The following is a 25,857-nucleotide window of genomic DNA, read 5'->3' on the forward strand; positions in this document are numbered from 1 at the left end:
TCAAATTAATGAGCAACTGCACTTTTGAATTGTAAAGCTTAAAAAAATCTATCTCGATAGACCGAACCGGAATGAGTGCATCGCTTAGCTGTAAAACTACCTTAAACAGCCAAAACGAAAACTAACTTAGTCGTACTTTGCCTCTAACTCGTTAGCGGAATGAAATTTCTCGTGAGTTTGTAATTGCTCATCGTATTTAACGAGATTTTTAAAATGTGCTAGTTGACCTGCATCTTTAACAATCTCAACAATAAACGACATCATAAAGTCAGCACCGGTTAGAGAGTCTCCCACTAAATAACGTTTACCTTCTAAGCGGTCATTAAAGTAACTAATAACTTTGGCGGTTTCTGCATCAGCATAGCCTTCTAAAAATTGCGTTTTAGCGCCATCTTTTTTCACAAACATTTTTAATAATAGCGGTAAAATTGCTGAGCTTTCAGCGAAGTGCAGCCATTGCTGGTAGTCAATATAGTCTTTGCTGTCACGGCTTGGCGCAAACTTACCGTTGCCGTATTTACTGATCAAATAGTCGGTGATCGCACCTGATTCAGCAATGATTTGGCCATTGTCTTCAATGACTGGTGATTTGCCGAGTGGATGAATCGCTTTAAGCTCATCAGGAGCTAAAAAGGTTTCACTGTTGCGTTGATAAGCCACAATTTCGTAGTCAACGTCTAGCTCTTCGAGTAACCAAATAATACGTTTAGAGCGTGATTTATTTAAATGATGTAACTTAATCATAGTTATCCTTAAAAGCGCAGCCGGTGCTGCGCAGGGTAAATTTAAAGCGGTTTATTTACTTGTACTACCGTTTTGCCAAAGTTCTTGCCGTCAATCATATCGTTAAACGCTGATACGGTATTTTCAAAACCTGTTACTAAATGTTCACGGTAATGAATTTTTCCTTCGCTGAGCCATTTTTGCATATCAGTGGCGAACTCATCATAACGATGGCCATAATCATCAAAGATAATAAAGCCTTGCATACGAATGCGCTTAGAGAGAATTTGACCCATCAGAGCCCCCATACGATCGGGCCCTTGTGGTAACTCAGTGGCATTATATTGCGACACTAAGCCACATAATGGTACGCGCGCAGCGGTGTTTAATAATGGTAATACGGCGTCAAAGACTTTTCCGCCCACATTTTCATAATAAACATCAATACCTGCATCACATGCGTCAGCTAACTGTTTGGCAAAGTCATCGCTGCGGTGGTCAATACAAGCATCAAAACCAAGCTTTTCGACTGCGTATTGGCATTTTTCATTGCCGCCTGCCACACCAACTACTTTACAACCTTTGAGTTTAGCAATTTGCCCAACAGTTGCACCTACTGGGCCTGTTGCAGCAGCTACGACCACTGTTTCACCTTCTTTTGGTGCACCAATATCAAGTAGCCCCATATAAGCGGTAAAGCCAGGCATACCCATAATACCTAATGCATACGATGGATTACTTGGCTCTTTGCCTAATGGCATTAATCCTTCGCCATTTGAAATCGCATATTCCTGCCAGCCTGTATAGGCTAGTACCCATTCGCCTTCGCTAAATTTATCGTTTTTAGACGCTTCTACTTGGCACACGGTTGCGCCAACCATGACATCGCCAATTTCTACCGGATCAGCATATGATTTCGCATCACTCATGCGGCCACGCATGTATGGGTCTAATGATAAATAAATAGTGCGTAGTAATACTTCACCTTGTTGTAGTTCAGGCATTTGTACGCTTTTAAGTGCAAAGTTATCAAGCGTTGGCGCACCATGAGGACGAGACTTTAGAGTAAATTGTTTATTTGAAATAGCTTGCATAATTGTTTTCCGTATCCAGTTAAAAAGAGCTGCGTATAAGTACTGTAAATCTAAATGCTTAGTTGTCTGCAGCGAGTTAAATGCTTAATGTATGAACTTAGGGCTAAGATGAGCAAATTCAATGCTGCGTATGGATTAGTTTATCGCTGTGCAGAGAATCATTTTTGCAGCAGTGCAATAGTGGTGATTTGTTCTGCCATTTAAGAACAAGTTGTGTTAAAAATAACCTTTAGATAGATGTTGTTAGCGAGGGAATGAAATGAAAATACAACTGTTGGTTTTACTGCCACTGCTAGTCAGTGCTTTTGTGAGCGGTTTGGTAAAGGCAAATGATGAAGTATTGTCGGTCGATCAAGTTGCGTTACAGGGAATGCAGTTTAGTTTTGAAAATGATGCGAAAATTACTCCAAAAAAAAGTGATTTTACAGTGGTTAATTCCGTTTTTATGAGTAGTGAGCAAGGCCGACGAGTCGCAGTGGTGACAATTCGTAATGACGCGTCAGGTTCACGCATTTTACAAGCTGAACATATTATGGCGTTATTTGCTGATGGGCGGCGAGTTGCCCCGATTTCCTTGGCTGAAAACATTAAACTAGAGGATGGCGAGCAACGCTCATTAACGCTGTCGTTTGGCGAAGACAATTTCCCTATTTTGAGCATCTTCACCAGTAATAATTTAAATTAGGAATAATAATAAAATGAAAGCGATGATCTGTGGATTGAGCTGTGCAGCACTTTTTAGTGCTACCAGTATTGCGCAGCACAGTAAGGAGTTTGTGCCTGATAATGTGTTTACTCAAGGCGTTGAAGGACCTGTTTTTTATAAGCAGCATTTATACGCAGTTAATTTTGCTGAGCAGGGCACTATTGGTAAGGTTGATAACAATGGTAAAGCCAGCTTATTTTTAAAGTTGCCAAATGACAGCGTTGGTAATGGTTTGCAATTTGATAGCCAAGGTAATCTCTATATTGCGGATTATGTAAATCATAATATTTTAAAAGTGCCTGCTAATAGTAAAAGCGTTGAGGTTTTTGCTCATAATAAAACCATGAATCAACCAAACGATATTGCGATTACCAAACGCGGTGTATTATTTGCCAGCGACCCTAATTGGGCTGATGCTACCGGCAAATTATGGCGTATAAATACAGATGGCAGTACTCAATTATTAGAAGAGAATATGGGCACCACCAATGGTGTGGCGGTTAATAACAGCAATAGTAAACTCTACGTAAACGAAAGCGTGCAGCGTGTTATTTGGCAGTATGATCTTGATAGTGAGCTAAACATCAGCAATAAGCAGCCGCTGATCACATTTGACGACCATGGTATGGACGGCATGCGTGTTGATAACCAAGGTAACCTGTATGTAGCCCGTTATGGCGCAGGTGTTATTTTAAAAATTAGCCCCGTAGGTAAGATATTGCAAACCTATACTTTAACAGGGCAGCATCCAACCAATATGGCATTTAATGACCAGCAAACCAAGCTGTTTGTAACTATGCAAAAACGCGGTGCGATTGAAGTGATTGAGTTTTAAGTAAATTGGAAAATTTGAAGCATTTAATATCAAGTCTTTTGCATCAACAGAGAGTTTTATGCTTGGCTTGAAGAAAATCATTTTGATTGTGCAGAGCTATGGATTGATGGCATTAAAAAATCCTTAGATGGTGATTCGTACTTACCATGTTTTACTCTTCGCAGATCAGATCTAACAGTGTTTGGTCAAAAACTAAAACTATGTGGCACAGTTAATTGAATCGGGCTTAATGTAATAAGCCCAAATGATCCCAGTGTGTTTGGCAAAAGCTTATGAGCGCTGGGATACAGCGTATTCGATATCAAACGAAATGCAGTTCCCTGATGATTTTTTATTAGCGTTAGATGCAAAACCCCAAGCTAAAATGTTTTGTGGCGTTGAGTAAAGCAACTAAACATATTATTTATCATGCGCTGCAATTAGCCAAAAAACCAGCAACGCGGGAGCCGTCGAGCTGCTAAATATTTACTGAAGCTCGAAAACCAGCAAAAACCTCAGTAGCTACAATAACAGATCAGTACTACTTGCTTACAAGGCCCCCTAAGTTATCGACAAAGTAGTCCAATTTGCCAATTCTGCGCCAACCTAATTTAAATTACGGTATCTTACTACTGCGTAATTTAAATTAACCTCGAAGTTCACTATATCGTTAATCTTTTGTTTTAATTGTACTTATTTATAAGGCTCTCATTTTTCATAAATTTAAGTGCTTTATTTAGATAGCGACTAAAGGACATTCTGTGTATTTTTGGAATTATAAATTGTAAATATTTATTAATTTTGGAATAAATTATATTGACCTTGTGTATTTTTTTGACTAAGTTAACAGCAGGTAACAAAACTATAAAATATGTCTTGATTTAGCTATTTTAAATTAGCTGAAGCCGTACAAGTACTTTGCAATATAAAAAGGTTAAATGCTTATACTATGAATAATAAATTCCACACAATTACAGCTCAATTCAAAAAATCATTACTCGCCACTTTGGTTATTTCAGCTTCTAGTACGGCTTTTGCTAATGATGCAGAGCAATTAGACAAAGAAAACTTAACAAAAGAAGATATCGAACGTATAGAGGTAAAAGGCTACGCTGCGTCTGTCGAGAAGAGCCTCAATATGAAACGGTTTGCTAACAGTGTTGTTGATGCGGTATCTGCAGAAGATATCGGTAAATTCCCTGACCAAACGGTAGCCGATGCCCTGCAACGTATTCCGGGTGTGCAAGTTGAAAAAGACTTAGGCGGAGAAAGTGACCGAGTAAGTATTCGTGGTACAGCACCCCATCTAAACATTACCTTATTAAATGGTCAGAGTGTTGCTTCAGCGACGGCATCAGCGTCTATCACTCGTCCATCACGTGGTTTTAACTATTCACTTTTGCCTGCAGAGTTAGTAGATACTTTAGAAGTGTTTAAGTCAGCTGAGGCTGATGTTGATGAAGGTTCAATTGGCGGCACTGTGGTGGTTAGAACACGCAAGCCACTGGACAGTGAATCTAACTATGCCGCATTGTCAGTGAAAGCATTTCATTTTGAAAATGCCGATGAAACTAAACCCTATATTTCAGGTTTATATTCTTGGAAAAATGAAGCAGAAGACTTTGGTTTTAATGTGGGCTTTGTGCGCAAAGAACTCGCAACCCAAAGAGACAGTAAAGAGGTAAGATTTGGTTACCGAAGTACAGATGCCAATGGTGATGGCAATAATGAGTATTACCCTGGGGCAGTAGGTTATAATCGCTATGCCAGTGACTCTGATTTAAATACAGTGACGGCTACCTTGCAATACGCGCCTTCAGCAAACTTAGATATCGTATTTAATAACTTGTATTCAAAATCTGAGCATGAGTCATACGGTACTTATTCGAGTGGTTTTATATTACAAAACATTGGCAATATTGAGCAAGCTGATATTGTCGATGGTACTGTAGTTGCTGGGACTTTACCTGCCCATAATAATTTAGGCTATTACGGAAATGCCGGATACCAAGGTGAATTTAAAACTCAAGCTCACGATATTAAAGTTACCTATGCAAAAGATAACTACACTCTGACAACACAGTTTGGCTATAGTAAAGCTGAAGGCGCAGTAAGTGACGTATATTCAGAGTACTACGCAAACACTGACGCTTCGTACAGCATCGAAAATGGTATGCCCGAAGTTGTATTATCAGATTCTCTTACGCCTGCCGATTATCGCTTAGACTACAATCATAAAAATGATATCGCGAATGATTCCGATGAGAAATATGTGCAATTTGATTTTGAGTATCGACTCGATAATGATTACTTTACGGCGATAAAAACTGGGGTCAAATACCGAGAACACAGTAAAGCCGCAAACTTAATTAAAGCAAATTATCCTAAAAAGGGGGCTGATGGCAGTACGAATAATTTAGGCCAGTTTGCAACTACCACAGTTAATGATTTTATGGGTGGTGAGAATGCCATTTTATGGCAATTTGATAATGCCGCTTATAGTAATTGGATTGCTTCTACCGAACCATCAACAGCGCCTTATGAACATCTAGATTATACATATGACTTGCAAGAAACCATTACTGCCGGTTACGTAAAAGCATTGTTTTCATTCAGTGATATTCGCGGTAACTTAGGTGTTCGAGCTGTCAAAACCGATGTTGACTCGCAGTCACTACAATATACGGGCCGTAGTTTTGATCCGCAAAATATCGAAGAAGTTGGTTTTTCTACTAGTTATGACGACTTTCTACCGAGTTTAAATATCGCTTATGATTACAGCGATGAGATCATCCTGCGTTTTGCTGCAGCAAAAGTTATGTCTCGTCCAGATTATGACTTTTTATCAGCGCGTAAAAGTGGTTATTGCACTGCAGCAACAGGCTGTAAGGGTAATGAAGGTAATCCTGATTTAAAACCATATCGTGCTTCGCAATATGACTTATCAGCTGAATGGTATTTTAATGAGTCATCTATCTTATCATTAGCTTACTTTTATAAAGATATCGATTCATACATTACAAATAGCACTGTTGATAAAGAGTGGATGTGGACTGATCCAGATACCGGTGCTGAAGAACTGCGTACTTTCTTGATCACTCAACCATTAAATGGTTTAGGCGGCGAAAACTCAGGCTTTGAAGTTAATTATACGCAAAAGCTAGGTTATGGTTTTGGTATTCAAACTAACTATACTTACTCAGATGCAGAGCTTGAGCAAACAGCTGAGCAGGTCGCTGCAGGAGAAGAAGCCGTTCTGCCTAATAATTCAGAAGATACCTTCAATGCCACAGTGTATTACGAGAATATGGGCTTTAGTGCAAGGGTTTCATATACTTACCGTTCTGAATACTTTTATACAACTTATTTAGGACTCAACCAGTACATTGATGACTTTGGTCAATATGATTTGAACCTTAGCTACAATGTGACTGATAATCTGAATGTGGTATTTCAAGCCATTAATTTAACCGATGAAGACCAGCGTTCAATGTCAAGTAACAGCACTGGTATGTCAGATAGCAATCGTCCACTTGCTATTCATAATTATGGTCGTAGATTCTTACTCGGCGTCCAGTATAAATTTTAATTCCCCCCATATACGATATAAATAGCCGATAGTCCTCACTATCGGCTATATTTTTTCACTTATTAGGAAATCAATGATGATCCGAGTAATTTTCTCTGTGCTCATATCTGTTACTTTAATCGCTTGTCAGTCCGCTCCTTTAACACCTACTACTAAACAACAACCTAACCCACTGCTTGCAATTATTCATACCGAAGATGTTGTTCGTGAATTTCGCGCCGCATGGGTTGCGACTGTTGCGAATATTAACTGGCCGCAGCAACCAGGCTTGCCTGTTGATGAGCAAAAACGTCAAGCAATAAAAATATTAGATACGCTGCAAACGAATAATTTTAATACAGTTATCTTTCAAGTTCGGCCACAAGCTGATGCACTTTACCAAAGCTCTACTGAGCCATGGTCTTACTATTTAACCGGTAAGCAAGGGCAAGCGCCGGAACCTTTTTATGATCCGTTGCAATTTTGGATTGAACAAGCGCACAAACGGGGTTTAAAGCTGCATGCGTGGTTCAATCCTTATCGAGTTCATCACCCATCAGGTGGAAGTGTCAGTGAGCAGTCAATGAGTGTGCAAATGGCTGAAGATGTCGTACAGCTTAAAAATGGTATGCACTGGTTTATTCCAACTAATCAGTCTGTTATTGATTATAGTATTACGACGTTATTAGAATTGGTAGAAAACTATGACATTGACGGCCTTCATTATGATGATTATTTTTATCCTTATCCGTCATACAACGAAGGTGAAGACTTTCCTGATCAAAGCCAATATTTAGATTATCAAAAACAAGGAGGTAAATTAAGTAAAGGTGACTGGCGTCGAGCTGCCGTGAATCAATTTACAAAAACGCTCTATGAGCAAGTAAAACAGCTGAAGCCACATGTACAAGTAGGTATTAGTCCATTTGGGATATATCGTCCAAAGCAACCGGCTACGATCCGTGGTTTAGATCAGTATGAAAAGCTTTATGCCGATGCCAAACTATGGCTAAATGAAGGTTGGCTTGATTATTTTACTCCGCAATTATATTGGCCTATCAACCAATACTCGCAAAGCTATCCATTGTTAATTGCGTGGTGGCAATCGCAAAATACTCAAAATCGTCATTTATGGCCAGGTATCAACACACTGATAGCAAATACGGATGCAGGAATCGACGAAGTCGTTAACCAAATTATGATCAATCGGGCGATGCTTAATAACTCGCCAGGCGTTGTATTTTGGAATGTAAAATCATTAGAAAAAGCTGACTTTTCTCAGGTGATAGAAAAGGGCGTGTTTCAACATCAAGCATTACTGCCGCTATCAAATTGGTTACCAGTTCAGGAGGTGAGTAAACCTGCAGTGAGCTATAACCAATATGCACAGGTGACAAAACTGAGTTGGCATCATGCGCAACCTGAGCATGTATTTAAAACGCTTGTTTATCTTAAATATGGCGATGATTGGCAATATAAAATTTACCCATCAATAATGCGCTCAATCACAGTTGAGAATAACAACAATGGACTTGCGCTTTCACATATCCGAGTTGTTGCTGTAAGCCGTGATGAAATGCTTAGCGAGCCGATAGAGATACAGTTTGAGTAATGCCTTGTTTAGCAAGCAAAGTGTAATGCAACAATCACTATTAGCAAATCTTACGCGAGCACTGAGCAACTATACAGCATCTTTACTTAACCGTTAAAATTACGGTTTCTATCGCTGCATAGGTTTGATTAACATTGAACCAAGAAAAAGCGCACCGGGCAGGGTGCGCTTTAAGGGTTTAATCCTGTGCTGCTATAGGCAATAGGGGATTAACTAAAAACTCGGTGAGTAACGAACTGCAACCCCTAGTGTACGGCCAATAACGCTGTAATCACTCACAGTATTAAAGTGATTAGCGCCAATGTCAGGTGTTGGTGGTGCTTTGTCAAACAGGTTATCGATGCCAAAGTTAACCGCGATAGTCTCGGTTGCTTGCCACGATGCAGCAAAGTCCATGTAGTCTTGTGCTGAAATTGTTTCTGTTCTATCTACAGCGTAGTCTACTTCACCGATTCTGCGCCAGCCTAATTGGAAGTTCATGGTATCTAGCTGCCAATCAAAGGTGGCGCGGTGTTTATAATCGGCTTGTAAGATACTCGCAAAATCGCCTGAACAAGCACTACCATAAGTACCTTTACAATCAACTTCTGCTACGGTGCTATTATTTTGGCGAGTTTGTTTTGTTACAAAGTTACCTTGGTATGAGAGCCTAAAGCGACCGCCTAAATCCATTGGTGCATCAAATACATAGTTGGCTGCTAAATCGATACCAGCTTGTTCAATCGCTGCAAGGTTAAAGTCATTTACGATCGCGGTGCTAATAAAGCCTGTGTTTGGATCGCGTAATACTGCGCCACACAATGGGTTATTAGGATTTGGATCGTCAATATAACAGCTCTGTAATGCTGCACCTGGCTGGATTTGGCTTACTGCATCAGTTACGCGAATGCTGTAATAATCTATAGATACATCGAAGCCATCGATATAACTGGGTGTGTAAACCACGCCTAAAGTATCTGATTCAGCTTGTTCTGGTTTTATATCTGGGTTACCACCGTAAGTATAAGCGGCAGAGCTGCTATCAAATTCAGTACCAACTGCAGGTGCGCCAAATGCGGCACATTGTGCTGCGTCACCCGTACCTAGCAAACATGGATCACCATTAAAACGACCTGCTAAACGTGGCACGAATTGGTCGCTATCTTGATCAAACAATGCCAGTGAAAGAGAGGTGATTGGGCTGGCAAATTCACCTAAGTTAGGTGCTCTAAATGCCGTAAGTTTATTCGCACGGATACGGATATCATCGTTAATTGCCCAGTTTATGCCCAGTTTATAGGTGTCTTCTGCTTCAGTGTTTGAGTAATCAGAAATACGATACGCGCCCTCAAAACTAAGCTCTTTTGCAAATGGCATATCAACTAAGATCGGCACTAATAGTTCTGCATAGAACTCACTACTGTCAAAACTGGCATCCATATCAAAGGCGCTAACAGCGGCAAAACTAGTGCCATTTCTAAATGCATCTCCCGGTGTTTGCTTGCCCGTTTCTTTGCGGTATTCATAACCAATTGCAAAATCGACATAACCGGCAGGTAGTTCAAATATGGCACTTGAATCACCTGATAAGGTGGCAGCAAACACGCTCTGCGTTCGCTCGCGAGTGGTATAAAGTAGTGGGTCGCTAAATTCGCCTAAATCTAAATTAGGATCAAAAATATCCATGGTATTGGCTATACTGGCAAAGCGACTATTGCCACTTTTATCGGTTTTGTAAGCATTTTTATAGATCGTTGCTACTTCATCGGTTTGACCATACTGACCATAAATATCGTAACGTAAATAATCGTTAATATCGCCTTTTAAACCCAGTTGAAATTGCAATGAATCACGCACAGCTTCAGTATGCTGTACGCCAAGGCCTAAATTACGTTCAACATTGACTAGCGCATTACCATCAGCATCAAAGGTGAGTTGTTGGCGAAGTTCATCAGGAATGTATTGGTTATCTTGTGTGAGAGTTACTTGTTCATTAACAAAAATAGGTGTTTGGCCGCTGGCTCCGGCGCCATTAACGGTTACTTTAGAATACATAGCACGGCCATAAATGATTGCGCTGTCGCTGGCATCCACATCAAATAATAAACCAGCAGAAAATCTGTCCATAGGCTGAGTTAAATAGCGGTCGCCGGTAAAGTCATTGGTTTGACGATCGCTCACGACTTGGCCTGCATCATTAATCGCTAAACTATTACCACTGGCAACATCGGTGTAAAACCCGCCGCTATTAATCATAGTCGCGCCATTCTCTAAGGCATAATCACGTTCACCAGCAAGTAACTCTTTACGTTCAGAATAACCAAGGTAGCCAGTAATATGGCCACTGCCATCAGCTATATCGCCACCAAAAATGGCTTCAAAATTAAGTTTTTCATTGCCACCATCAGCTGTTTCATAACTACTTGAAAACTCAGCGCCGGTAAAGTCATCATCAAGCACAAAGTTAACCACGCCAGCTACTGCATCGGCGCCATAAACAGCAGCTGCACCGCCAGTTAAAACATCAACACGTTTGATCAAACCGGCAGGAATTGTATTGACGTCAACTGAGTTACGAAAACTAAATGGCACAGCGCGCGTACCGTCAATTAATACCAAAGTTCGGTTTTGACCAAGACCACGTAAATCAATAGTCGATGAGCCAAATGAGTCACCTACCGTTGCACCTGTACTATTAGCGCCCGCTGCGGCTTGTGGTAATTTTGCGGTAATATCTTCTACATTAACCGCGCGATCTAGGTGTATTTGTGCTTCATCAACACTTACTACTGGGCTGCTTGAAACTAATTCTGTTCGCTGAATACGCGAGCCAGTAACCGTAATTACTTCAGGTTTTTTTTGCTGTACTTGTTGCTGTTCAGCGGCCAATAAAGCAGGGCTAGTAGTGGCAATAACTGCCAGTGCAATTGGTGATAGCAGGTGGAGTGGGCGCATTGAGTTATGTTTGCAGTGTTTCATGGTCTGTTCCCGTGGTTATGTATTTTTTGCTATTATGAATTTTATCGTTGTCGGTACACTCAGTGTGTTGGTAAGTTTTAAAGCATTTTTAACGTATTTGCAATAATTATTCTTTCAATATTTAAAGTTAAGGTATAAAGTATTCTTGAGTTTGAAGTGAATGTACATTCATTAGTATTTTGATTTTTAAGGGTAAAAAGAATGCATCAGCATATATTACAACTGTATAACAGTGCTAAAAAACAACAAAGATTAATAATTGGTCTGATGAGTGGGACTTCATTAGATGGGTTAGATGTTGCATTGTGCAAAGTCTCAGGGCATGGCATGGACACCCAAATTGATGTGTTAGCCTTTGACACCGTTGATTATGATGATGACTATAAACAGAAAATAAAAACAGTATTTGCCAAGCGCGAATGTGATTTGGAGTTAGTTACTTTACTTCACCCTTGGGTGGGGCAATTACATGGCAAAATGGTATTGCAGTGTTTAGCTAAATGGAAAGTTGCTGCAGCTGATATTGATGTGATTGCAAGTCACGGGCAAACTATTTATCACTGCCCTAAAAGTCAGCATAGCCAGAGCGATTTTAATCATGGCACTTTGCAAATAGGTGATAGCGACCATTTAGCGGTTACGACAGGTATTACCACGATTGGCGATTTTAGACAAAAGCACATTGCAGCGGGCGGAGAAGGCGCACCACTTGCGGTATATGGCGACTATTTATTTTTTAGCAGCTTAACTGAAAATCGTATATTACTGAATATGGGTGGCATTGCTAACCTGACTTTTTTACCACAATCTGCTGATGCGAGCGCTGTATTTAGCTCTGATATTGGCCCAGGTAATACCATTATGGACGCTTATATACAGCGTTATTTTGCGCCGCTTCATTATGACAAAGATAGTTTAATTGCTAACCGAGGCCAAATAAATCAGCCGCTGTTGGATGAGTTATGCCAAGATGAATTTTTTAATTTAGACTTTCCTAAGACGACAGGCCCTGAAGTTTTCAATTTGGCTTATTTACACCAAGCACAAACGACAACCAACACCCTACAGCTAAGCCACGAAGATGTGATGGCAACACTAAATCGATTTTCGGCGATGATGATTGCACAGGCTATTAATCAATGCAGTGAAAAATTAGCCGATGTTACTGTTTATGCCAGTGGTGGGGGAATACATAATCCACTGTTGATGAAGCATATTTTATCTTTGTGTCCACAGTTACATGAGATTAAAAATACCCATGCTCTAGGTATCGACCCAGATGCGAAAGAAGCAGTTTTGTTTGCGATTTTAGCGAACGAATGCTTAGCGGGTGGCCAGCAACGTTTTGGTAATCAAGCGCAGGGCATACCTACCATTACTATGGGTAAAGTCAGCTTTGCGGATTAAAATAATGATAAAAATGAACTACTAAAACTTGTCATATATTGGCGCAGTGAATGACTTTTAGAAACTAGAGCCGGCTCGTATTGTGGTATATAACCTGCGCCATATTCCTTGATTGCGACATCAAATTCAGCACTGTCTTTGAGGGTGGCATGTAAACCATGCAACATTAATTGCAGCACATATTCGTCGCTTTCATCACTGAGAGTTATTTTTTCAAGTGTCAGCGTTACCGTACCGGCTTCTATATCGCTCAGACGCAGTGTGTATTGCATAAAATAACGTGCATCACGCGCTGCTATATGTGTTGCACTTAACGAAATAGTGTCGCCTTCATGCGCATCTTCAGGTAATACACAAAGCAGTGTAATTTCATGCTCTGCGTTTGCATTTAGATGCAGCGTATCGTACTCCATAGTATGTGCCATGGCAGCTGATAGCGGATCTTCAAAAGATTGCAGTGCAAAGTTCAAGCGCACTAAAGGAGTGGTCATTGAGGTCAGTCGTCTTTTCTAGGTTAATTAAATCGAATGGAAATTATCCTATAGTTTAATTGCAGATTTATGACTAATTGAACGTATTTTCATCATTTTCAACTTAGCCGTGCTAAAACAATGTACTTTCTCATTTTCGTTTCAAATTGTTTCCCCATTCATAAGGGATAGAGAGTCATATGTGCTTAGATGGGAGGATGTTAAGTTTTTGGCTTGGTATTTTACTCTTAACTAATTTTTTGGCGGCTCAACTTGCTATCAAACATTTACTGATCAAATAGTCTTGCTACTGTGGCGAAATCTTAGGTGTGATTAAAAATAATATATTGTGATTCTACATGTTCTGTGTTATCGATATTTATCATAATTTAAGCAAGGTTTTGGGTCTCATAAATAGGATAAAACAATGGAGAGTGACTGTGATTTGCAAGCCTAGGGTTAAATCAAATGACTTGCAAAGTTTTAAGTTAAATATTTACTTAGCCGATATACGTCGATGCTGCACGTGAGAGTCTGTCGTTTACTGCTGACCATGCTTGCTCTTGTGGTGGTTGCTCTACCAGAATAGTTAAACATGAGTGTTTATCGATTTGATGCAGCGAATCATAGAGATTTTTTGCGTAATCATGAGGTTCTTCTGCTAAACATGTGATGTTGTTAATAGGCACATGTTTAAATAGCAGCGCATCGATGGCAGCTTTTGAATACACTAAATAATGTGTTTTATCGTTGTCATGCTCATTAATCTCAGTGATTAATTGTTCAAGCGATATCAATGTTGTAGGAGTATTCGGTTGATAGTGGGCGCTGACATTGCCTGGCACTATTTCGTTATGTTTTAAAGGTACTGCCACGGTTAGTCCTGTTACCTGCTCAATTTCTACTGCGCTAATAGGACCTGGCCTCAAAATACGCAGAGTTTGATCAGTAACTTCCAGTATGGTTGATTCAATGCCATAGGAACATTTCCCGCCATCTAACACCGCCGCAATACGACCATTTAGGTCGTTGATAACTTGCTCTGGTGCTATTGGACTCAATTGTTTGTAGCTATTTGCTGACGGCGCGGCTAAACCGGTATCAAGTTCGGTTAATATTTTTAAAAATAAAGCATTTGCTGGTACTCGTAAACCAATAGTATGCAAACCACCTGTAACAGGATTATTTAATCCTGTTTTTGCTTTAAGGATCATCGTTAAGGGGCCTGGCCAAAATGCATCTGCAAGTGGTTTTACACAGGCCGGTAATTGCTCTGCCCATCGGGTTAAATGACTTTGATCAGGAATATGTACAATCAGGGGATGGCTTTCAGGTCGTTTTTTAGCAGCAAAAATTTTTAATACGGCACTAGGAATTGTTGCATCTGCGGCAAGCCCATATACTGTTTCGGTTGGCAGTGCGACACACTGCCCCGACTTAAGCAAGCTGATCGCATCTACGATACCTTGCTCGCCTGATAACATTTTAGTTGAATTAAATGGTGTCATTTAGTGTTAGTCTCATGGGTTACAAATTTGACAATAAGTTGGATCAGCCAACGCGTTGTTGCTTGGAACAACACAGCTATGTTGGCAATGATCACAAGCGATTAGATGATGCTTAACTTGCTTGGTTGGTAATGAACATTGGCTACAAATTAGCCCGGCTATTGCCTTTTTAATCACAAAATTAGCTGCCTTACACTGGGGGCAAAATGACGTTAAGCGTCTTGCTAAATCTTTCGCTGCGTTTGCGATCATAGTTTGCCGTTCAGGGCTATGCATGGCTCTTAAATCGGGGATGATTTTCCCCGAAGATGGTAAATGATAAGTAAACCTTGCTAGCAATTCATCTAGGCTTAGGCCTTTTTCAAGCGTATGCGGCAATGTTAATATCCAATGTTGCTGTTCAAACTTGGCTAGCTTTTCGGCTATTGTTTGTGCGGTTGTATGATGTTCAATGGGTAAGCTAATGGGTGAAAATGGCCCAGCAGCATGGCCATAAATAGCTGTGTTTGTATCACGCTGATACAGGCAAAGTAATTCAGTATTGAAGTTAACTAAGCCAAAATAAGGACCACCACCAAAACTTCCTTCGCTGCCTAAGCCAAATGCAGCATTACTGTATTCACACGCTTGTTTTGCTTTAGTTAATGCTGCTTGTTCAGGTGAGCATGTACGAGCAATTTCACCACTAAAGGTGCCCAATGAATCGGTATCAAATGCGTCAGACTCTCTAATCTGATAGCCTAAAGGCTCAAGATAAGGAGCAATCCAGCGTGATTTTTGATGCTTAGTCGCAAGAACGATGTGTGGCATTGTTGTTAACCTTCATTGGCATGAATACAGTTATGCCACCTTCCTTTAAAAAAGCGCTCGATTTCATTGTTATCACCCCACCGAAATAAGCTTAGCCAGTCGTTATCTACCAGGTTTTTGATCATGCTATGTTTTTCATATATCGATGCAATTGCCTGTTGTGGAGCGGCAATATAGACGCTTAATCTTAGTGGTTCATGCATCCATTTTTCACCATTATGTAATGATTGCATAGCAAGGCCAATGCGCAAATCACCGCCATTACCTTCAAAGATGCCTATATTTCCTCCCACTGCATTATGCAGTACTTTGTTACCACTACCATATTTAAAGTTATCTGTGACCGAGATATTGTATTGGGTATTAATCCAGTTGGTGACGATCATCGGTGCAGTCATAATGAGCTCTAATAAACTAAAATCAGTATCATGTTGCCACTGGTAATCATGTAAAAAGCTGCGGCCTTGTAGATCCACCTCGCGAGTCCAGCTTCGCGGAGCAACAATAAATGCGGCATTATTAGCTAACCCCCACTCAGGACGAACTTGTGACCAGTCATTTGCTCGCTGCTGATAGGCTTTGTTTATTTCTTGGTGTGACTTCAATGCTAGGCTTGGTTCGATATGCTGTATTCTTTCGCGCTGAGCTTGTTGAGTCGCCGCTGATAACCATTGCTTAGTTGTGTCGTTCAGTGGTTCATCAAAAATTGTAATGTGGTCGGTTGTGGTGTTGTGTAGCGCGGCAACAAATTGGCAGTTTGTGGGGACAGTGGATCCGCGTTTTTTTAATGCTTGGCGAACCTGCTGATCATTTAGTAATGACGCTAACACACGCACATTAACTTCGCCTGTTTGTCCTCCGCAGGCTCCGCAATCAAGGCCAGCTGCATGTAAATTATTGGTAGTATGGCTACCGTGACCGACCAACAATATAGTCTCAGCATAGTGTTCTATCGCCATGGCATTTAATACCGTATATGCAAGTTCTGCTTTATCTTGAACATTAAGTTGCTGATCATTTTTGTTTAATTGCCATTGCTCGTTATGGCTTGACTGTATGCCATCACGGCTTGCTAAAAAAGTATTTTTTAGCAGTTTAAACGCGTATAACCAACCCGCGGATTCAACCATTGAAAACGCAGCTGGTGCGGCTTTAGACCAGCTCTGCCAAGCCGCTGTAAGCTTTCGCTTTGATAACGTTTTATTGTTTGTATGTTGTTCACTGACCTGAATTATCGGTTTTAATAACCCAGGAAGTTGTGGCCGCTTAAGGGCACTAGAATGGGCTTGGTATTCAATAGGCAGGCCAAAAAAGCCTGCAAAGCCGAATGTTTCAATGGTTTGGCTTTGTGATTCTAATGCTCGGCGCATCACTTCTGAGCGAACATCAATACAAAATATCGCCTGTAATTGTGTCTTAGTAACGGTTTTTTTATCAGCATTAATGAGCTTTTGTTGCAGTGTTTGTTGATAATTTAGTTCTGCTGCTTTAGCCCACACCCATATTGGACGCTGAGCAATTTTATGGTTATTTAAACGCTCGGATATTTGTGCTTTTTCTTGCTGCCATTGACTGCTTAACAACGCATAACTTGGCTTATCATGGTCCTTAAGGTAACGCCAAATAACTAAATCCCACGCCATACGTATCGCTAATAATTGGTACATTTCATCGTGGGGCTGTTGATATAAGTCCCCTTGCCAACGTAAATACGCCAGCCACGAAGCCCAGCCATTAATATCGAGTAACAGGGCATGGGCATAATACTCTAAGCAGTCCTCGTCAATTCCTAACGTATTGATTGTTTCTACAATTAATTGGTCAGCTGAGTCAGGTAACTGAGCAAAATAGCTGTTGAGGTGTTTTTCATCCATGATGATACTAACCCCTTTGTCTGCTTTGATCACTGTTAACCAATGATGGTAGAGATCACTGACTTGAGAAATATCGTTACGATGTAGCATAGGGCCAAGCTGTTGATAATGTGCCGCACAAAATTGACTGATTTGATGAATAATTTCATCGTGCCAAGCCATCTTATGTGGATCTCGTTGAGTATCAAGCAAGTCAGAAATGTTATGCCAGTGCATCAGTGGTAAATCAATTTTCAGTGACTCTTTTAGCTGTTCAAGTGTTAAAACAACTCCTAATATATGGGTTGCATCACGTAAGTTTTCATCGGTGATTGCTTGTTGTTGATATTTTGCTTGATAATAAGCTTTAGGCATTTGTAGTTTGGCATTGGTCAATACGCTTATGCGAGCACTGACTTGCTCGATGGGCATATCGCGCATGTGCCAAAAGGGATTCACAGCAATCATTTGATCAAGTGGCCAACTGGGTGCAATGTAGCCACATACTTTTGCTAATATCGCTTTTTCTGTATTGTTAAGTGCTTGCTCAGTGTTACAGGAGGTAGCGGTATTCATAATTGTGACTCCTTTGCAATAAACGTCTGGTTGTGGTGCTTCGTATTTGTTTGCTTATCAACGGGAAGGCGAATAGGCCAAAGTTTTAAGGTTAACCGAGTGAACCATTCATCAAGATACAGCCCTGCAAATAACATGGTTGAGAGTGCTTTTACTTTAGGGTGTTGGCTTTGATTGCGAAGAAAGTAACTTAATGCCATTAATGTTGTAATCAGTACGATAGCCCAGATATCAGCGATGCTAAATGCCGCTTCACGCCATGCTGTGGTATCGACAGCTAAGCCAAATAGTGTTTTTAATCCGACGTAGCTTAAGGTCGCAATAAGAGCGATAAAAGTGATGGGTATTAGCATACTCCTCCCTGCAATACCGTGCTTTGTAGCAATCAGTATTGTGAGTGCTAATGTTAGTAGTAACCAAACACTGATAGCGCCACTGTAACCACTGATAAACCATGCCGAAGAAACAATAACTGTTGAAATAATCATGCCTCTGAGCCAATCAGCTAATGAGGGAGTATGTTTTGGTGCATGACGGCGATTAATATCTTCATTAATTGCGTTACCTGCATTTAAAAATGCGTATGCTTTATACATAGAATGTGTCACTAGATGCATGAGCGCCAGTTCGAAAAGTCCTAATGCACATTCTAAGAGCATTAAACCCATTTGTGCGCTGGTTGACCATGCGAGTCGAACTTTAACACTGACCCGAGTCGTCATGACTAAGGCGCTAATTACAGTGGTTAACCCTGCTACGACCAACACTAACCACTGGGCAATTGTTGCTTGCATAAACAGTGGCGCAAATAAAATTAATAAAAAGCCACCTAGGTTAATCACCCCTGCATGTAAAAGCGCACTGACAGGAGTTGGCGCTTCAACAACTTGGATAAGCCAACCATGTAACGGAAGCTGTGCGCACTTGATCAGCGCAGCCAGTGCAATAAGACTGCCAGCGAGTTGTTCACTCAATGTTAGCTCGACGGTATTATTTATGTAGGCCGCAGTGATCTCAGTGATCAACCAGGTATCGTGTACGTTATATAGCAGTGCAAAAGCGATGAACAAACATGTTTCAGCTAAACGGGCGACAATGAATTTTTTATGTGCGGCCAGTGCTGCACGTGGCCTGTTAGGATAAAACATTAATAACTTGTGTAGCGCGAGACTAATTGATAGCCAGCCCAGCCAAAATAGAATTAAATGATTACTTAATACAACCAGAGTAACAGCCGATAAGGTCGTCAATAACCATCGCCAAAAGTAATTAATACGTGGCTCACCAGCCATATAGTTTTGACAAAACCTTACCAAGCAAATGCCGATAAACACGATTAGCGCCAGCATAATGATTCGAGTGGTTGTGAAAGAAAGGGCTGATATTAACGACAGGGAGAAAGTGGTCTGAGCAGTTAACGCACCTATAAGTAACAGAGCATTTGCGATTAGTACATAAAAGATGGCCTTGCCATTATTGGCCGTGGTTTTGTTACCGATAATGTAAGCCGTTAGCAGCATGCTAAGGGGGATAGCCAACATTAACAGTGAAATAATTAACTCACTCATTTACTGCTCCTTTTAATTGATGCAATTAGGGGCTGTTTATTTTTCGAGGTTACTTTTGCAGCCGTATGTTTAACTTTTAGGCAAGGCAGAACCTATCTCGTGTGGTTATTCCCCATAAATAGTTGATAACGCAGCGTAAATGCCAAACACCCGCTGCCCGAAGGATTCTGCCCAGATAGAAAAAATTTCAATCCTGAAAGGTCAACAGGACCTAGTATGACAAAGTTGAAAGGCGAAAAAAAATAGATATAATCTATCTAAACGTTCTATTTAAGTTAACTATTCATGAGCCGACTTAATTATCATCATCTTTATTATTTTTGGCGAGTCGCGTTGCTAGGTAATCTAACGCAAGCTGCTAAAGAGCTGCATATTTCGCAATCGGCTCTATCAACCCAAATAAAGCAACTTGAGCACACGATTAACGTTAATTTGTTTGAGCGAAAAGGCCGAAGCTTAGAGCTTACAGATATGGGTAAACGTGTATTAGCCTATGCCAACGACATTTTTAGCACTGGTGAAGAGTTATCTTCGTTTTTGAGCAAAGGTGCAATTGCTGAAAAACAACACCTTTCTATTGGAGTCTTAAATACGCTATCGCGAAATTTTATTGAAGAATTTATCAATCCATTGTTAAGCTCTTCCTCGGTCACTTTTTCTTTAACCGCACGGCGTATGGATGGTTTGCTAAATGGTTTGGCGGAGCATGAATTAGATTTAGTACTGACAAATAAACCCGTAGGAACAGAGCATCATAATGAGTTATGGCAAAGCCAGTTAGTTTCGCGTCAACCGTTGGCTATCGTAGGGCCTGCTGATGGTAAAATCAGTAGTGAGTTTCCAATTGGCTATGAAAACGCACAATGGGTATTACCCAGTAAAACGTCGGCAATAAGGGACTCATTTAATGCATTGTGTGCTCGCTGGCAATACAAACCAGAAATTAAAGCAGAAGCCGATGATATGGCGATGCTGCGATTACTGGCACGTGATAGTGGGGCATTATCGGTATTACCATCGGTGGTCGTAAAAGATGAAATAGAGCAAGGGGTATTAATTGAGTACCAGCGCTTACCTGATGCTTACGAGCATTTTTATGCCATTACAGCACAGCGTAAATTTGTTCCCGATAGTTTAAAGCAATTACTCGCAGTAAAGTGCTAATATTACTCAAGCATCGTTATGCTGCGTGATTAGGTTTTCAATAACGGTATCTTAGTTGCTAATTTATTCACATCTCTGAAAATTTAGTCAATTTTTAAGTGCTCAATCAATAAGAGAAAAGTATGTTGAAACAGGTTGTAATGATAGGGTTTTTGTTGCTATGCAGTGTTAGTTTTGCCGCACAAGAGCCTTTAGTCGGGCAGATCAGTGCTGCTAATTTATTAAAAAATTACAACGGCTTCGAGCAGCAGTACGATAGTTTTAAACCGTCTCAACACGAATTAAATACAATCAAGAAACTAGCTGGTAAAGATATACTAGTGCTGTTTGGTACTTGGTGCCATGACAGCGAACGTGAAGTACCAAGATTGTTAAAGCTGATTAAGCAATCTCAGTTAACATTAAAAAGTTTAAAATTAGTGGCGGTAGGATTCGATAAGCAAGATGATAAAGGCATTGCAAAAGCACATCAGTTAAAGTACACCGCGACAATTATAGTAAAAGAGGGTGATATAGAACTTGCCCGCATGATTGAAAAGCCCAAGCATTCATTAGCAGTTGATCTCACTCAGTTTAACTAATTTAGACACAGCTTTGCTCAATGAATTAATCTGTTAGTAAATCTATTAACTAAAGAGCTGGTTTATTTAATATGGCGCTTATCTATGAATGAAAAAATTATTGCTGCTATTTTGGTATTTGTTGGCTGTTTTGTTTTAAGCTTAGTTTTTCATTTTGCACTGAAAAAGGTTGAACGTCGTTTTGATGGCCATGCCGCTGAATCGTTTCGTTTAATTTCAAACTCACAAAAAGCGATTTTGATTTTTATTGGCACTATATTAGCGCTCTCTAAGCTTGATTTTGATGTAACTGGTTTAGTCGCTGGCTTGGGTTTAACAGGGTTTGCGTTAGGGTTTGCGCTTAAAGATGCAATTTCAAATCTCGTTGCAGGGATAATGGTTGTGCTTTATAGACCTATTAAGTTGGGTGATAACATCGAGGTCGCCAGCTGTAAAGGTGTCGTGGTCGATTTAAACCTCAGATATATTACTTTACAGACCGATGGTTGCCGTCATTTAGTTCCCAATTCATTGATACTCAGTAATAAAGTAACAATAAATAACTCGTAATATTTTCAACTAGCTAATTACAAATGAGCTGATTAAAATAGTCTATAAATCTAAGAGTGATGACTAAACTAATGTTTGAGCAAGTAATCGCGTTAATTGATGAAGCAAATAGTCAGGATCCTAATCAAGAACACTATGCAGGTAAAGTTTGGCCTAAAGAGCGTTTATATTCAGAGCGTATGACGCAGATGTTAAACCGTTTTAAACCTGATGCTGATGAGCTAATGCATATTGCTGTGAGAGCACAACACATAAAGCGTTGGTGTTCGCCGCGAAGTCACTTTCCAATGGATAAACAAGGCTATCATCAATGGCGCAGTGCGTTGTATATTTTTCATGCCGGTACTGTGGTTGAATTAATGCAGCAAGTTGGTTGTTCTGATGTTGATCAGCAACGAGTATATGCAGCGGTTGCGAAAAAACAAATCAAGCGTAATCCTGATAGTCAATTGGTGGAAGATATCGCAAGTTTAGTGTTTATTGAGTATTACATGTTGGCATTTGTGCAAACAAAACCAGACTACGATGAGCAAAAGTGGATTGGGATTTTGCAACGTACATGGCAAAAAATGTCTACTGAGGCACTTGACTTTGTGTTGGCGGGTAATATTACTTTACCAGCGCCGTTAGTACCGCTAATTGAAAAGGCGCTTGCACCGAGTTAATATCTCACTGCGATGAGTAATAAAATGCAAAGGAGCTGGATATGCGCTGCCCAAGGACAAATATAGAACTCACTAAACTAATGGTCGGGGGGATCGAGGTTTTCTCATCCGCCAATGGCGGGGTATTTTTTGATAATCGCCAGATTTTTAATTTTAGTGATCCATCTTTAAAAAGAGCGCTGGTGCTTGCTGAGCACTTGGCTGCTTTACCTGACACAGACGTTGATTTAACGGCACGAATTAATTGTCCTAAGTGCCCGAGTATCGTGATGATGCGGCGCTTTTTTACACTTCTTCATGTGGTCGAAATTGATGAGTGCCCAAGTTGTGCGGGTATTTGGCTAGATCCAAAAGAACTTAATAAAATTCACGACAATCACTTAACAGCGAAAGAAAAACAATTACTAGTGAACCAGCAAGCCAATAATCATGGTTTTATACCAATCGTGTTAAGTTACTGACCATTTATAGCGACAGATAAATGGAGTGATAACAAGGCGTAAATTTTGACATGTAGTTGTTCTACTTGAAAAAATTATAACGCAGTTAGCGCTTTATTTAGCTCGCTAGAATGGTTAAATATTTAAGTCGATTGGTATTATACATTTTGAAATACCGACTAATCGATTTAGCCAGCGAGGTATTAAGAAAAACCACAACAAAAATACCGAGAGTTTAGTTGAAATCGCTTTAGCTTCGTTTTTGGACTAACTCTGCAGAGCAACTTAGTCTTGGTTAAGTTGCTGTTTTACGTTTTGTACTTTTGCTAAAGTTTGCTTATCAACAACCACAGGCAATATCAATTCTATATTTTCTAATGAGGCGATGACTTGTGTTTTCAACTGTGTCTGCTGTTCAATTTGCATAACTTTAAGTGTTTCAGTGGTTTGCAGTTTGATTTGTTCAGTCACTAGCGCTTCAGTTGGGCTTAGTAGCATCAATGTTAGTAGTAATGTATTCATATTAACCTCCTTATTTAAATTACCGCTAAGATAAGGAAATTAGATGACAGTTACGTGTGGCTTATATTGCTACAAAGTTAAACTTTAATGCTGTTTTGATGAAGGGCTAGGCTTGTACTAAGCAGATCAAAGTACCTTCAATGGCTCGTACGTAGGCATAATATTGAGTTCCTCTACAGCTAGGGGGGCAAAGAGGCTCTGCGCCAGCAAGCACCGCTTTATCGTAACTTTCACTGAGATTAGTACAGCTAAAGCGCAGCTCAAAACCTAGCGCTGGTTGCTTTGGGTGAGCGCGTATATAACCTTGTTTAAAATGGGCTTGAGCAGATGGGTGATTCGCAAAAGCAATTTTTATATCGCCTGTGGCAAGCTCACCATATTCGGCATCATCGCTGAGGGCATCGGTGCCAAAACCAAACGCTTGATAATAAAAGTCTAAGGTTTCTTCAACGTTATCAACATAGATAACCTGATTAATTAATTCCATTGATGGCTCTATTTAAGTTTACATCTTTTAAATAAAGCACAGTTTCCTGAGATTTGCGACATCAGGTAAAACTAAACACTTAAAATGGGTTGTCAATAAAATAGCCATCATTTAGGTCAATTTGCAACACAGCTGTACTATTTAGTACTGCTGCTATTTATTCATAATCACACTTTTTTACTAATAAGTTTAGAATAATAACTGACTTCAACTCTTAGGTTAATATTCTTGGTAATTAAGCACACTTCATTTGTTAGAAAAGTTTTTTAATCGATTTGTTTTTTATTCTATTCGGATTGAGTATTTCTTTTTAGAATGTACCTAGTATTTAAGGTTGGTTTTTTGTTTTTTTTTGTTTGTTTTTATGTGAATGAATAGTTTTTCATTGTAACATTGATCTATTACTCTAAATTTAACCGAGTATATTTTTTATTCTTTAATTATACGGAAATAATAATATGGTACATTCAGGATGATTGGTTTTAATAGTCAATTTCGTGTTAGTTTTATTTTAAAATTAACTTCACTTCTTCTTTTAATTACAAGTATCAATTTGGCAGCTGTCACAGTATCAGATATTGGTGCTGTTGACTCTCAAATCAAGCAACTTTCCAGCCAGTCCGATAACGGGCTTAGTCAAATCCCCAATTTAGTTGAGCAGTTAAACGCGGCTGAAACGAGTAATAATACTGAGCGTGAAAAACCGAATCCTAATACAACAGAATTAGATGAAGTACTGGGTGCAATATTAAATAGTAAAATGGGTCTAACAAACCATATTTACGAATATAAACTGTATAACTATCTGCAAAATGAAATGCAGTTACTTGCAGCGGGCACAGATAAAACAGCCATTGTCCATAAAAGTATTAGTTTAAATATTTTGTCAGCAGGCCCGAATGCAGGCGCTGAATCGTTTTTTGTTACCTATTTAAATAGTGATGAAATAGGTGGGCTTAGATTACGTGAAGCGCTGATGTATTTTACATTACATCCTAACAATGCAGTTAAAGACAGAGTTAGCTTTTTTGCCAGTGAAAAAGGGCACCCTATTTTTAGAGGGCCTGCAAGCTGGGTGTTTGGCAAATTAAGTACCATTGATGATACCGCAGCAATTGCACAGCTAACTGCTGCACTTAATCAGTCCATTATTGACAATTATGGTTTTGATACGCAGTTACTTACGCTGCTGGGGCTTGCTGAGGTTGCAAATATGAGTTATTTAAAGGCCAACTTTTCCAATGTTGGCCTTGATAAGAGCCTACTCGAACTAGGCGAACGCTACATCAATTTTAAGCGCGCAAGCGGTACAAATAAAAGCCAGCTTATTCGCAATACCTTTAATAAAAGCATGACTCGCTATGAAAGAGATGAAGCGCTTGGTTATATTTTAAAAAACAATAAAGCTGATTTATTAAAAGAGTTAGGGTTATTGTTTGATACAGACAACGGCCTTGTTTTATCGCCTGAGCTGGCGCAACTTGCCACTATTTATGGCTACCAAATTAGTGGCAGTGCCGACAACCCCATTATTAGCGCTAAATAATTATTAAAATAGAAGGTTAATAGTGTGAAAAATTTAGTAATGTACATGAGTGTGCTACTGGCGTGTTTTTTGACAACAAGTTGCACTACGGTATTCGATAAGGCTCATGGCTATCGTGGGCCCATTGTTGTGACGATTGAAACAGAAGATGGCTCAGTGCCAGAATTTCCTTTTTTGATAAAGTCGGCCTATTCAGAGTCGTGTGGTCATAGTAGTTGTGGTATTGATTTTGGTTA

The 25,857-nt window shown here is 39.9% G+C and carries 21 protein-coding genes and 2 pseudogenes; 13 read left to right on the top strand and 10 right to left on the bottom strand.

Features of this window, described 5'->3' with window-relative positions:
* Positions 1-126 precede the first annotated feature (126 nt).
* Together H5183_RS18530 and H5183_RS18535 are read right to left on the bottom strand one after the other, a co-directional pair.
* Complete coding sequence (locus H5183_RS18530) at positions 127-744, bottom strand: glutathione S-transferase family protein (RefSeq protein WP_182732398.1); 618 nt, start codon at positions 742-744, stop codon at positions 127-129.
* A 41-nt stretch (positions 745-785) separates the two neighbouring features.
* Complete coding sequence (locus H5183_RS18535; RefSeq protein ID WP_182732399.1) at positions 786-1,817, bottom strand: NADP-dependent oxidoreductase; 1,032 nt, start codon at positions 1,815-1,817, stop codon at positions 786-788.
* A 259-nt stretch (positions 1,818-2,076) separates the two neighbouring features.
* On the opposite strand from H5183_RS18535, the gene H5183_RS18540 reads away from it, so the two are divergent.
* From H5183_RS18540 to H5183_RS18560, 5 genes are all read left to right on the top strand, one after another.
* Positions 2,077-2,502 carry a hypothetical protein gene (locus tag H5183_RS18540; protein ID WP_145239758.1) on the top strand — a complete coding sequence of 142 codons (426 nt, stop codon included), beginning with the start codon at positions 2,077-2,079 and terminating at the stop codon, positions 2,500-2,502.
* Positions 2,503-2,515: 13 nt separating this feature from the next.
* Positions 2,516-3,358 (top strand): SMP-30/gluconolactonase/LRE family protein, encoded by an 843-nt coding sequence (locus tag H5183_RS18545; RefSeq protein WP_182732400.1) that lies wholly within the window; start codon positions 2,516-2,518, stop codon positions 3,356-3,358.
* A 244-nt stretch (positions 3,359-3,602) separates the two neighbouring features.
* Positions 3,603-3,743 (top strand): hypothetical protein, encoded by a 141-nt coding sequence (locus H5183_RS18550; RefSeq protein ID WP_182732401.1) that lies wholly within the window; start codon positions 3,603-3,605, stop codon positions 3,741-3,743.
* 543 nt (positions 3,744-4,286) lie between these two features.
* Positions 4,287-6,926 carry a TonB-dependent receptor gene (locus H5183_RS18555; protein ID WP_182732402.1) on the top strand — a complete coding sequence of 880 codons (2,640 nt, stop codon included), beginning with the start codon at positions 4,287-4,289 and terminating at the stop codon, positions 6,924-6,926.
* A gap of 73 nt (positions 6,927-6,999) precedes the next feature.
* Positions 7,000-8,517 (top strand): glycoside hydrolase family 10 protein, encoded by a 1,518-nt coding sequence (locus H5183_RS18560; RefSeq protein ID WP_259397408.1) that lies wholly within the window; start codon positions 7,000-7,002, stop codon positions 8,515-8,517.
* Positions 8,518-8,730: 213 nt separating this feature from the next.
* Here H5183_RS18560 and H5183_RS18565 read toward each other — a convergent pair whose 3' ends face one another.
* The gene (locus H5183_RS18565) at positions 8,731-11,475 is read right to left on the bottom strand and encodes a TonB-dependent receptor domain-containing protein (RefSeq protein ID WP_182732403.1); all 2,745 of its coding nucleotides are present in this window, start codon (positions 11,473-11,475) and stop codon (positions 8,731-8,733) included.
* 201 nt (positions 11,476-11,676) lie between these two features.
* On the opposite strand from H5183_RS18565, the gene H5183_RS18570 reads away from it, so the two are divergent.
* Positions 11,677-12,882 carry an anhydro-N-acetylmuramic acid kinase gene (locus H5183_RS18570; protein ID WP_182732404.1) on the top strand — a complete coding sequence of 402 codons (1,206 nt, stop codon included), beginning with the start codon at positions 11,677-11,679 and terminating at the stop codon, positions 12,880-12,882.
* Here H5183_RS18570 and H5183_RS18575 read toward each other — a convergent pair.
* From H5183_RS18575 to H5183_RS18595, 5 genes are all read right to left on the bottom strand, one after another.
* Entirely contained in the window at positions 12,879-13,373 is a 495-nt protein-coding gene (locus H5183_RS18575) for a hypothetical protein (protein WP_145239743.1), read from the bottom strand. The two genes, H5183_RS18570 and H5183_RS18575, sit on opposite strands and share 4 nt — an antisense overlap.
* Before the next feature lie 479 nt (positions 13,374-13,852).
* Positions 13,853-14,860 carry an L-threonylcarbamoyladenylate synthase gene (locus H5183_RS18580; RefSeq protein ID WP_182732405.1) on the bottom strand — a complete coding sequence of 336 codons (1,008 nt, stop codon included), beginning with the start codon at positions 14,858-14,860 and terminating at the stop codon, positions 13,853-13,855.
* A 12-nt stretch (positions 14,861-14,872) separates the two neighbouring features.
* The gene (locus tag H5183_RS18585; protein WP_182732406.1) at positions 14,873-15,670 is read right to left on the bottom strand and encodes a DUF6671 family protein; all 798 of its coding nucleotides are present in this window, start codon (positions 15,668-15,670) and stop codon (positions 14,873-14,875) included.
* Positions 15,671-15,675: 5 nt separating this feature from the next.
* A complete protein-coding gene (locus H5183_RS18590) occupies positions 15,676-18,099 on the bottom strand; it encodes a YbcC family protein (RefSeq protein ID WP_182732407.1) in 2,424 nt (807 codons plus the stop codon).
* Positions 18,096-19,667 carry an NADH-quinone oxidoreductase subunit L gene (locus tag H5183_RS18595; RefSeq protein WP_182732408.1) on the bottom strand — a complete coding sequence of 524 codons (1,572 nt, stop codon included), beginning with the start codon at positions 19,665-19,667 and terminating at the stop codon, positions 18,096-18,098. Before H5183_RS18595 ends, H5183_RS18590 begins: the two co-directional genes overlap by 4 nt.
* Positions 19,668-19,952: 285 nt before the next feature.
* On the opposite strand from H5183_RS18595, the gene H5183_RS18600 reads away from it, so the two are divergent.
* From H5183_RS18600 to H5183_RS18620, 5 genes and pseudogenes are all read left to right on the top strand, one after another.
* Complete coding sequence (locus H5183_RS18600; protein ID WP_182732409.1) at positions 19,953-20,831, top strand: LysR family transcriptional regulator; 879 nt, start codon at positions 19,953-19,955, stop codon at positions 20,829-20,831.
* 122 nt (positions 20,832-20,953) lie between these two features.
* The gene (locus H5183_RS18605; protein WP_182732410.1) at positions 20,954-21,412 is read left to right on the top strand and encodes a thioredoxin; all 459 of its coding nucleotides are present in this window, start codon (positions 20,954-20,956) and stop codon (positions 21,410-21,412) included.
* Positions 21,413-21,496: 84 nt separating this feature from the next.
* Positions 21,497-21,961 (top strand): mechanosensitive ion channel family protein, encoded by a 465-nt coding sequence (locus tag H5183_RS18610; protein WP_182732411.1) that lies wholly within the window; start codon positions 21,497-21,499, stop codon positions 21,959-21,961.
* Positions 21,962-22,032: 71 nt separating this feature from the next.
* Positions 22,033-22,626: a DUF4202 domain-containing protein gene (locus H5183_RS18615; RefSeq protein WP_182732417.1), complete on the top strand. Its 594-nt coding sequence runs from the start codon at positions 22,033-22,035 to the stop codon at positions 22,624-22,626.
* 41 nt (positions 22,627-22,667) lie between these two features.
* Positions 22,668-23,072 (top strand): annotated as a pseudogene (locus H5183_RS18620) (zf-TFIIB domain-containing protein); the annotation flags it as partial.
* Positions 23,073-23,351: 279 nt separating this feature from the next.
* Here the strand turns inward: H5183_RS18620 and H5183_RS18625 are convergent.
* Together H5183_RS18625 and H5183_RS18630 are read right to left on the bottom strand one after the other, a co-directional pair.
* Positions 23,352-23,588 carry a hypothetical protein gene (locus tag H5183_RS18625; protein WP_182732413.1) on the bottom strand — a complete coding sequence of 79 codons (237 nt, stop codon included), beginning with the start codon at positions 23,586-23,588 and terminating at the stop codon, positions 23,352-23,354.
* 106 nt (positions 23,589-23,694) lie between these two features.
* Positions 23,695-24,075, bottom strand: coding sequence for a VOC family protein (locus H5183_RS18630; protein WP_182732414.1), 381 nt, complete (start codon positions 24,073-24,075; stop codon positions 23,695-23,697).
* A gap of 553 nt (positions 24,076-24,628) precedes the next feature.
* On the opposite strand from H5183_RS18630, the gene H5183_RS18635 reads away from it, so the two are divergent.
* Both H5183_RS18635 and H5183_RS18640 read left to right on the top strand, forming a co-directional pair.
* On the top strand, positions 24,629-25,621 hold the full coding sequence (locus H5183_RS18635; RefSeq protein WP_182732415.1) for a hypothetical protein: 993 nt from the start codon (positions 24,629-24,631) through the stop codon (positions 25,619-25,621).
* Between the two features lie 24 nt (positions 25,622-25,645).
* Positions 25,646-25,857: pseudogene (locus H5183_RS18640) on the top strand (hypothetical protein); the annotation flags it as partial.

The sequence above is a fragment of the Pseudoalteromonas sp. SR44-8 genome (genome assembly GCF_014163635.1).
Lineage (GTDB): Bacteria > Pseudomonadota > Gammaproteobacteria > Enterobacterales > Alteromonadaceae > Pseudoalteromonas > Pseudoalteromonas rhizosphaerae.

What these genes read in the sequence shown, in the direction of transcription:
- H5183_RS18545 (WP_182732400.1), top strand. Translation starts at nt 2,516, where the DNA reads ATGAAAGCGATGATCTGTGGATTGAGCTGTGCAGCACTTTTTAGTGCT.
- H5183_RS18570 (WP_182732404.1), top strand. Translation starts at nt 11,677, where the DNA reads ATGCATCAGCATATATTACAACTGTATAACAGTGCTAAAAAACAACAA.
- H5183_RS18535 (WP_182732399.1), bottom strand. Translation starts at nt 1,817, where the DNA reads ATGCAAGCTATTTCAAATAAACAATTTACTCTAAAGTCTCGTCCTCAT.
- H5183_RS18615 (WP_182732417.1), top strand. Translation starts at nt 22,033, where the DNA reads ATGTTTGAGCAAGTAATCGCGTTAATTGATGAAGCAAATAGTCAGGAT.
- H5183_RS18540 (WP_145239758.1), top strand. Translation starts at nt 2,077, where the DNA reads ATGAAAATACAACTGTTGGTTTTACTGCCACTGCTAGTCAGTGCTTTT.
- H5183_RS18585 (WP_182732406.1), bottom strand. Translation starts at nt 15,670, where the DNA reads ATGCCACACATCGTTCTTGCGACTAAGCATCAAAAATCACGCTGGATT.
- H5183_RS18565 (WP_182732403.1), bottom strand. Translation starts at nt 11,475, where the DNA reads ATGAAACACTGCAAACATAACTCAATGCGCCCACTCCACCTGCTATCA.
- H5183_RS18610 (WP_182732411.1), top strand. Translation starts at nt 21,497, where the DNA reads ATGAATGAAAAAATTATTGCTGCTATTTTGGTATTTGTTGGCTGTTTT.
- H5183_RS18595 (WP_182732408.1), bottom strand. Translation starts at nt 19,667, where the DNA reads ATGAGTGAGTTAATTATTTCACTGTTAATGTTGGCTATCCCCCTTAGC.
- H5183_RS18575 (WP_145239743.1), bottom strand. Translation starts at nt 13,373, where the DNA reads ATGACCACTCCTTTAGTGCGCTTGAACTTTGCACTGCAATCTTTTGAA.
- H5183_RS18555 (WP_182732402.1), top strand. Translation starts at nt 4,287, where the DNA reads ATGAATAATAAATTCCACACAATTACAGCTCAATTCAAAAAATCATTA.
- H5183_RS18550 (WP_182732401.1), top strand. Translation starts at nt 3,603, where the DNA reads ATGATCCCAGTGTGTTTGGCAAAAGCTTATGAGCGCTGGGATACAGCG.
- H5183_RS18630 (WP_182732414.1), bottom strand. Translation starts at nt 24,075, where the DNA reads ATGGAATTAATTAATCAGGTTATCTATGTTGATAACGTTGAAGAAACC.
- H5183_RS18600 (WP_182732409.1), top strand. Translation starts at nt 19,953, where the DNA reads ATGAGCCGACTTAATTATCATCATCTTTATTATTTTTGGCGAGTCGCG.
- H5183_RS18560 (WP_259397408.1), top strand. Translation starts at nt 7,000, where the DNA reads ATGATGATCCGAGTAATTTTCTCTGTGCTCATATCTGTTACTTTAATC.
- H5183_RS18625 (WP_182732413.1), bottom strand. Translation starts at nt 23,588, where the DNA reads ATGAATACATTACTACTAACATTGATGCTACTAAGCCCAACTGAAGCG.
- H5183_RS18580 (WP_182732405.1), bottom strand. Translation starts at nt 14,860, where the DNA reads ATGACACCATTTAATTCAACTAAAATGTTATCAGGCGAGCAAGGTATC.
- H5183_RS18605 (WP_182732410.1), top strand. Translation starts at nt 20,954, where the DNA reads ATGTTGAAACAGGTTGTAATGATAGGGTTTTTGTTGCTATGCAGTGTT.
- H5183_RS18590 (WP_182732407.1), bottom strand. Translation starts at nt 18,099, where the DNA reads ATGAATACCGCTACCTCCTGTAACACTGAGCAAGCACTTAACAATACA.
- H5183_RS18530 (WP_182732398.1), bottom strand. Translation starts at nt 744, where the DNA reads ATGATTAAGTTACATCATTTAAATAAATCACGCTCTAAACGTATTATT.